10 protein-coding genes are annotated in these 7,476 nt (G+C 56.9%); 3 read left to right on the plus strand and 7 right to left on the minus strand.

The genetic code is table 11. The features are described from left to right. Positions 1-662 (plus strand): malic enzyme-like NAD(P)-binding protein (locus tag MVK46_RS07685; RefSeq protein WP_297536070.1); only part of this gene is annotated, 662 nt, incomplete at its 5' end. Here MVK46_RS07685 and MVK46_RS07690 read toward each other — a convergent pair. From MVK46_RS07690 to MVK46_RS07720, 7 genes are all read right to left on the minus strand, one after another. Continuing rightward, positions 653-1,168, minus strand: a complete 516-nt coding sequence (locus tag MVK46_RS07690; protein WP_297536072.1) for a FumA C-terminus/TtdB family hydratase beta subunit — start codon at positions 1,166-1,168, stop codon at positions 653-655. The two genes, MVK46_RS07685 and MVK46_RS07690, sit on opposite strands and share 10 nt — an antisense overlap. After that, a complete protein-coding gene (locus MVK46_RS07695) occupies positions 1,159-2,010 on the minus strand; it encodes a fumarate hydratase (protein WP_297536073.1) in 852 nt (283 codons plus the stop codon). Before MVK46_RS07695 ends, MVK46_RS07690 begins: the two co-directional genes overlap by 10 nt. Before the next feature lie 15 nt (positions 2,011-2,025). Beyond that, positions 2,026-3,318, minus strand: a complete 1,293-nt coding sequence (locus MVK46_RS07700) for an ATP-binding protein (RefSeq protein WP_297536075.1) — start codon at positions 3,316-3,318, stop codon at positions 2,026-2,028. Positions 3,319-3,496: 178 nt separating this feature from the next. Further along, positions 3,497-4,411 carry a hydroxyacid dehydrogenase gene (locus tag MVK46_RS07705; protein WP_297536076.1) on the minus strand — a complete coding sequence of 305 codons (915 nt, stop codon included), beginning with the start codon at positions 4,409-4,411 and terminating at the stop codon, positions 3,497-3,499. Positions 4,412-4,415: 4 nt separating this feature from the next. Continuing rightward, positions 4,416-5,063, minus strand: a complete 648-nt coding sequence (locus MVK46_RS07710; protein WP_297536077.1) for a TIGR00153 family protein — start codon at positions 5,061-5,063, stop codon at positions 4,416-4,418. Positions 5,064-5,065: 2 nt separating this feature from the next. Then, positions 5,066-5,992, minus strand: coding sequence for a 2-dehydropantoate 2-reductase (locus tag MVK46_RS07715; protein ID WP_297536079.1), 927 nt, complete (start codon positions 5,990-5,992; stop codon positions 5,066-5,068). Positions 5,993-5,996: 4 nt separating this feature from the next. Further along, positions 5,997-6,458, minus strand: coding sequence for a hypothetical protein (locus MVK46_RS07720; RefSeq protein ID WP_297536081.1), 462 nt, complete (start codon positions 6,456-6,458; stop codon positions 5,997-5,999). Between the two features lie 45 nt (positions 6,459-6,503). On the opposite strand from MVK46_RS07720, the gene MVK46_RS07725 reads away from it, so the two are divergent. Both MVK46_RS07725 and MVK46_RS07730 read left to right on the plus strand, forming a co-directional pair. Then, positions 6,504-7,205, plus strand: coding sequence for an RNA methyltransferase (locus MVK46_RS07725; RefSeq protein WP_297536083.1), 702 nt, complete (start codon positions 6,504-6,506; stop codon positions 7,203-7,205). Next, positions 7,206-7,476: protein O6-alkylguanine-DNA alkyltransferase domain-containing protein (locus MVK46_RS07730; protein WP_297536084.1), on the plus strand; the 271-nt coding region annotated here is incomplete at its 3' end.

The following is a 7,476-nucleotide window of genomic DNA, read 5'->3' on the forward strand; positions in this document are numbered from 1 at the left end:
AAAACGTCCGGGTCGTCGAGCTGATTGACGGGGAGCCGAGAATTCTAACACAGGATTTGCCCCTTGAGGAACTGTTTCCATACAGGGGCGAACTCCTCGCGAGGACCAACGGCGAGGGGATTGAGGGAGGCCCGGCAGAGGCGCTTGAAGGGGCGGACGTTCTAATCTCATTCACGAGGCCGGGGCCGGGTGTCATAAAGCCCGAGTGGATAAGGCTGATGGCCGACGACGCGATAGCCTTTCCGCTTGCCAATCCTGTTCCGGAGATACTGCCGGAGGAGGCCAAAAAGGCCGGCGCGAGGATTGTGGCAACGGGGAGGAGCGACTACCCGAACCAGATTAACAACCTCCTCGGCTTTCCAGCGATTTTCAGGGGTGCTTTGGACGTTAGAGCCAGGACGATAACGGACGGCATGATAATCGCGGCATCGAGGGCCATTGCCTCGGTCATAGAGCCGAGCGAGGAGGAAATAATACCATCACCCTTCCACCCCGACGTTCACCCGGCGGTGGCGAAGGCTGTCGCTGAGGAAGCCATGAAGGAAGGCGTCGCGAGAGTTCACGTTAACCCCGAGGAGGTCGCCGAAAGGGTTAGAATGTGGAGGGAGTTCTACTCCCGGTTCATAGTCCCCATGAACGAGGAGCGGAGGGCCTACCGGTAGAGAGAGCTCCCGTGCGCGTCTATGGCCACAATCAGGGGGAAGTCTTCGACCTTAAGGACCCAGAGGGCCTCAGGTATTCCAAGGTCGAGCCAGTGGACGGCCTTAACGCGCTTTACGCTTTTGGCGGCAAGTGAGCCAGCTCCGCCAGTGAAGGCGAAGTAAACCGCTCTGCCCCTGAACGGCTCAGCTTTCATTCCTCCCTTCCCTATTATCCCCCTGACGCCCAGGCCAAGAACCCCGTCGAGGTAGCGGTTCATCCTCGCGCTCGTCGTCGGCCCTGCCGAGACTACCTCGTAGCTCTCCCCGGTTTTCCTCACGACGGGCCCGCAGTGGTAGATTACGGCCCCCTCTGGGTTAAACGGCAGTTCTTCCTTCGGAAGGCTCAGAATCCGCCTGTGGGCCGAGTCCCTCGCGGTGACTATCTCCCCCGAGAGATAAACCACGTCCCCGGCCTTCAATCTGAGGACGTCCTCTATGCTCAGCGGGGTTCTCAGCTTCACTGCCACACCTCGACCCTCCCGTCGGGCTTTATCCTGAGAAACGCCCGCCTGTTCGCCCAGCACTGGACGACTAAACCGACGGGAAAGCTCGCCGGGTGCCTGTGGGCGACCTCTATCTTCACGTCCAGAGCTGTCGTCCTTCCTCCCATCCCCATCGGGCCGATTCCGAGGGCGTTGATTTCCTCCAAAAGCTCCCCCTCGATTTCCGCAATCCTTTCATCGGGGTTCCTCTCGCCGACCCTCCTGAGGAGAGCTTTCTTCGCCAGCAGGAGGGAGTAATCGGCGCCACCTCCGACGCCTATAGCGAGGATTACGGGAGGACAGGGCTTTCCACCGCAGGCCTTGACCCTCTCGACCACGAAGCGCTTAACTCCTTCCCAGCCCTCTCCCGGCGTGAGCATCGCCAAAGCCGAGCAGTTCTCGCTCCCGCCGCCCTTCGGCAGAACCGCCATCTCGATTTCATCGCCCTCAACAAGCTCCCAGTGGATTACCGGAACGCCCCTGCCCGTGTTGTCGCCCGAGTTCTTTCCCGTGAGAACGTCCACCGCGTTGGGCCTGAGCGGGACCTCCTTCGTCGCGAGCCTCGTGGCTTCCACTATCGCCCCCTCGATTTCCCCCAGAAACGGGCTGTCCATGCCGGCTTTCACGAAGAAGGTGAGCGTCCCCGTGTCCTGGCAGACGGGTATTGCTTCTGCCTTTCCAATCTCTATCGCCTTCAAAATGTTCTCGAGGTTGAAGCGCGCCACCCCGTTTTCCTCGCGCTCGTAGGCTTTCCTCAGAGCGGAAACGACGTCGTCTGGAATCCTCGTCACAGCGAGCCTTATAGCCTCGACGATTGCCCCTATCAATAGGCATTCACCTGTCTAAGGCTGTGTGTTGAAGTTAAAAAGATTGACGCGAGAATTTAAAAGCCACCTCCAGAGGGGAACGGCGTTAACCCTCAGTCCGTCCCTCGTTATCTCTTCCGAGTAGTCCCACGTCACGAGCGTCCCCCTCTTCACGCCGAAGAGTTCCATAACTCTGAAAAGGTTTTCCAGCTCCCTCTTTGCTATCTCCCCTTCCTCCGAGGCGTAGGTGACCTGAATCAGCTCAACACTTCCGTTCTCTTTGGCGACGAAGTCCACTTCGCCCTTGGCGTCCCTATGGTAGTAGAGCTCAAGTCCCGGCCTCCAGTAATGTTTGAGCCTTAGGAGTTCGAGGAAGACGACGTTCTCCATGAGTCTGCCGATGTTCTCGGAAATCTTCGGCAGAACGGCGTTGAGCATTCCCGTGTCGATTGCGTAGACTTTCTTATCGCTTCTCACGACTTCCTTGGGCTTGAAGGAGAACTTAGGAAGCTCGAATATCAGGTAGGCTGACTGCAGGTACTCGACGTAGTTTTTGACCGTCTCGACGTTGCCGATGCCAAGGACGTTCTTTGTCTTGCTGTAGGTAAACCTGCCCGCGAAGTTCGAGAAGAGATAGAACGCGACCTCCTTCAGCTCGCGGACGTTTCTAACGCCGTAGCGGACTATAACGTCCCTCGTGATTATGTCGTTGTAGAGGTTCACGAGGTACTCCCTGCCGAAGCGCAGTGCCTCTGGAAATCCCCCGCGCTCGATGTACTCCGTTAGGGCTCTCTTTACCCTTGCCTCGTCTCTCGTGGTTCTAACCTCCGGCTTAATTCCCCTGTAAGCTAAGAACTCCCTGAACGAAAACGGGAGGAGGGTGTAGCTCAGGTATCGGCCGGTTAGGTAGGTTGAGAACTCCCGCGAGAGGAGGCGAGCGTTGCTCCCCGTAACGACGGTGGGATAGCTCTCTCTCAGAACCGAGACCATTCGCTCCCAGCCTTCAACTTCCTGAACCTCGTCGAGGACTATGTAGTCGAACTCGCCGAGGAGCTCGTAACCGGCTTTGAGTAGTTCCTTGTAGTCCTCCACGCCGAACCCCGCCATCGCAGGGTCCTCGAAGTTTACGTAGAGTGGCTTGCCCGGCAGGGTTGCCGAGAGAACGGACTTTCCGGAGCGCCTTGGCCCCGTTATTATGTGGGCTGTTGGGCTGAAGTTTTTCACTATCTTCTCTTTTAGCTCTCTCTCGACGATGTTCTCCCTTTCGAGTTTCTCGCGGAGGGCCTCCCACTGGTCTGCCAAAACCCGCTTGAGTTCCTCTGCCTTCATGGTTTAAACTGGTGCAAACTCCATATAAAGTTTACCACCATACCGGTAAACTTTTCCCCGAAACTTTACCACTATACTGGTAAACATTCCGCCAGAACTATCACACCATACAGGTAGTTTCCGCTCAAGAACACCGAACCTGCTTCAGCGGGCGTTAGAAGTAAGAAGGGAAAGGGCCTCAGCCCTTGAGAATCTCAACTATCTGCTCCGCGACCTGGACTCCAGCGCGCATTTGGGCCTCCTCGGTGGAGGCTCCGATGTGTGGGGTTAGGACCACGTTGTCGAGCTCTGTCAGCGGGTGGTCCTTCGGGAGAGGCTCCTCCTCGAAGACGTCCAGGCCGGCCCCGTAAATCCAGCCCTCCTGAAGGGCCTTGACGAGGGCGTTGGTGTCAACAACGGGGCCGCGGGCGGCGTTTATGAGTATCGCGGTCTTCTTCATGAGCTTAAGGCGCTCCTCGTTTATGAGGTGGTACGTTGCGTCTATGAGCGGGACGTGGAGCGTTACCACGTCGCTCTCCTTCAAAAGCGTCTCGAGCTCGACGAACTTTCCGCCGACCTCCTTTGCGCGCTCCTCGTTCGGCTTGGGGTCGTAGAGGAGGACGTTCATTCCAAAGGCCTTCGCTATCTTCGCCACCTGGTAGCCAATCCTTCCGAAGCCGATTATGCCCATCGTCTTGCCCTCAAGCTCGATTCCAAGGCACTGCTTCTTGGCCCAGACACCTTCCCTCATCTTCCTGTCGGCGAAGGCTATCTTCCTTGCAACTGCAAAGAGCAGGCCGAAGACAAGCTCGGCAACGCTCCTCGAACTGGCCCCGGGGCTGTTGACGACCTTAATGCCCCTCTCCTTCGCGGCCTCGAGGTCTATGTTGTCCAGGCCGACGCCGGCCCTTCCGATGACCTTGAGCTTGGGAGCGTTTTCGATGACCCTTCTCGTCACCTTTGGCTTGCTCCTGACTATTATGGCATCGACGTCCCGAACAAGCTCGAGAAGCCTATCCTCGTCCGGATACTCCTCATAAACAATCTCAAAACCGGCGTTCTTCAAAACCTCCAGGGCCTTCTCGTGCAGTGGCGCCGCAACCAAAACCTTCATGCTTTCACCCCCTCCTCTTTATGGCCATGAGCATAACCTGGTCGGAGGCATCTTCAGCGCGGTCGGCTATGTCGCCAACCTTTGTTAGCACTTGGTTCCATATGAGCTTCGCGTAGGTCGTTATGCTCTCGCTGTCAAAAACCTTGGCCTTGACGTCGTATTCTATCCTGTCGGCGTTCTCCTCGAGGTCCTCGGTTTCTTTGGCCAGCTTGAGGGCCTTATCAACGTCCTCGTTGAGGGCCTTCACGGCCTCCATGAGCTTTTCATACGTTTTCACGGCCTCCCCAACGAGGGCCATTATCTCATCCTTGAGCTCTTCTGGAACTCGAGGTTTGGCAAGAATCAGCGTGTGGGCGGCGCTCTCGGCGGCGTCAGCGACCTGGTCTACAAGCTCACTTAGCCTTACGTAGTCACCCCTGCTCGCCGGCAGGAAAGCTCCCTCGTAGAGCATGAGCTCGATGCTCCTCCTGAGCGTGTCGGCCTCGCTCTCGAGCCTCGTAACCTCCTCCTCAAGCTCCTTTGCCCCTTTCAAATCTCCCCCTAGGTAGGAACCCATAAGACGCTCAAATGCCCTAACGGTCTTGTCAACGGCATCGAGATGCCTGTCTATGGCTTCAAAAACGTTGCTCTCCTTACCGCCGAATATGGGCATGTTTACACCTCCACATCAAATCTAGTCTTGCCTTTATTTAGGTTTTCCTTGGCCTTGACAAGCGCCCACAGGAGTTCGTTCATAGGGACCTCAAGGCCGACCGAGTGGGCATATTCCACGATTTTGCCGTGAATGTAGTCCACCTCGGTTTTCCTGCCCCGCATTATGTCCTGCAGAGTTGAGTTGTAGTTCTCCCGCGTTCTCTCTATCGTGTCCCAGAGCAGTTCGAGGGGGTGAATTTCGAACTCGATGCCGAGCTGCTGTGCAACTATACAGCCCTCCCGCGCTATCTCTATCGAGATTCCCTCCAGCTCCGGAACTTCTCTCAAAACCCCGTTCTTGACCTCCAGAACAGTTCCAAGTCCGTTTATGACGGAATTAACTATCGTCTTAGCCCACTTCCAGCCGATTGCGTTCTCGGTTACGCTCGTCTCTATTCCCGCCTCGTTGAAGACCCTTGCGACCTCCTCGACGAACTCCGCCTTCCCCGTTGGGTACTTCCCGATGACGGTTATCCCCTTCCCCGTCCACCTGACGATGCCCCAGTCAACGAGCATCGCGCCGTTGGTCGTTATTCCCCCGATTACGTTGGGTGTAATCTTCAGCGCCAGCTCCTCGTTTCCGAGGCCGTTCTGGACGCTCAGAACCCACGTTTCCGGCCCTATACAGTTCCTCGCGCACTCCAGCGCGGTCTTCGTTGAGTAGGACTTTGTAGTGAGGAGGAGCAAGTCGGGCGGTTCTTTAGGCGCGTACAGCGAGGCCTTTGGCTTAACCTCGAACTCTTCTATTCCTGTAACCTTCAGTCCGTTCTCGTTTACGGCTTTAACCTGCTCCTCTCGTCCTATGAGCAGGACGTCGTTTCCGGCCCTCGCCAAAAGCGCGCCGAGAAGTGAACCTATGCTCCCAGCTCCGAGCACGTAAATCCTCATCCTCTCACCTCAGGAGCTTTCTCAGGTGGCTGAGCGAGTAAACGTAAACCAGCGCGAAGAGGGCCAGCTTAACCCTCTCGGGGACCTGGTAAGCCCCTATTAGGTAGAGCGCCGACGCCGGGAGGAGTCCGAAGGAAGAGAGAACCCTGTTCCTCAGGAGGAGGAATGGAACTGCAACCCCGAGAACCGCCTCCATGCTCCCGAGGTTGTAGAGGCCGAGCGCTATGGCAAGACCCGTCCCCCCGATTACCGCGTTGACGAAGCGCTCCCAGAACTTCACCGGCTGACTCTCGTAGGAGTAGCCGAGGACAAGAATGAGGGCCGAGAGAGCCATTAGCGCGTACCTTTCCGCTCCGAGCGGGTAGGTCAGCGCGAAGGCGAGAAGTGCGCCGGCCGAGAAGGGTCTGGCCTTTTTCTTCACCGCCGGAACGATGAGCGGAAGGTACAGGTAGTGAATCCACTCCATGCTCCCACCGCAAGCGTTTAAAGAGTCCCCCTTAAATGCATACCGATGATAAGCCCAGTTCTCGTCGAACCTGAGGGGCCGGCGAACATAGGCATGATTGCTAGGACGATGAAGAACTTCGGCTTCTCCCGGTTAGTCCTCGTGAACCCGAACTTAAGCGAGGAGAGCTACGCTTATGCGGTCCACGCGAGGGACGTCCTTGAAAACGCGGTCATAGTGGACACCTTTGATGAAGCATTAGAGCTATTCGATTTGACCGTCGGAACTACCGGAAAGCCGGGAAAGAGGTTCATACCCTACCGCGCACCGCTCTACCCCTGGGAGCTGAGGGAAACCCTGAGGGGCTACACCGGTGAGGTCGGTCTGTTCTTCGGCCGGGAGAGCATCGGTTTGAAGAACGAGGAGCTTGAGAGGCTCGACCTAATCGTCACGATTCCGACGAGCGACGCTTACCCGGTCATGAATTTAGCTCAGGCAGTTGCGGTTATACTCTACGAGCTTTCAAAGACCAGACCCGAGCCTTCCGCTGAAGCCCTAAAACCTGCGACGAGAGATGAAAAGGAGGCGCTCGTTAGAGTATGGGCCGAGCTTTTAAACGTTCTCAACTACCCGAAGGACGAGGAGAGGCGAGCTGTCTTCGTTAAGGTCTTCAGGAAGGCAGTTGGCAGGGCCTTCCTCTACGGTCGGGAGGTGCACACCCTCATAGGCCCGCTGAGAAGGGCCGTTAAGAGGCTGGAGGAATGCTGAATGCTCGCGGTGGAGAGGTTTAGGGTCAACGACTGGGACGTCTGGATTGGGGTAATCTTTCACGGCCGGATTCAGGGAATAAGCTTCGCCTTCACGAGGAGCGAGCTTTTAAAACGCGTTGAAAACCTCGCCGAGTTCCTGCGGAGGAGAAACGTTGCCGTTTCCCTTGACGTCCAGCCGAGCAACTACACCGGGCTTGTCTATCGTGTCCTCGTAGGCGAGCTTGATAACGAATGGGCTTTACCCGAGCTCTCCTTCGAGGGCGTAACGC

The organism is Thermococcus sp., from assembly GCF_027066465.1.
GTDB lineage: Archaea > Methanobacteriota_B > Thermococci > Thermococcales > Thermococcaceae > Thermococcus.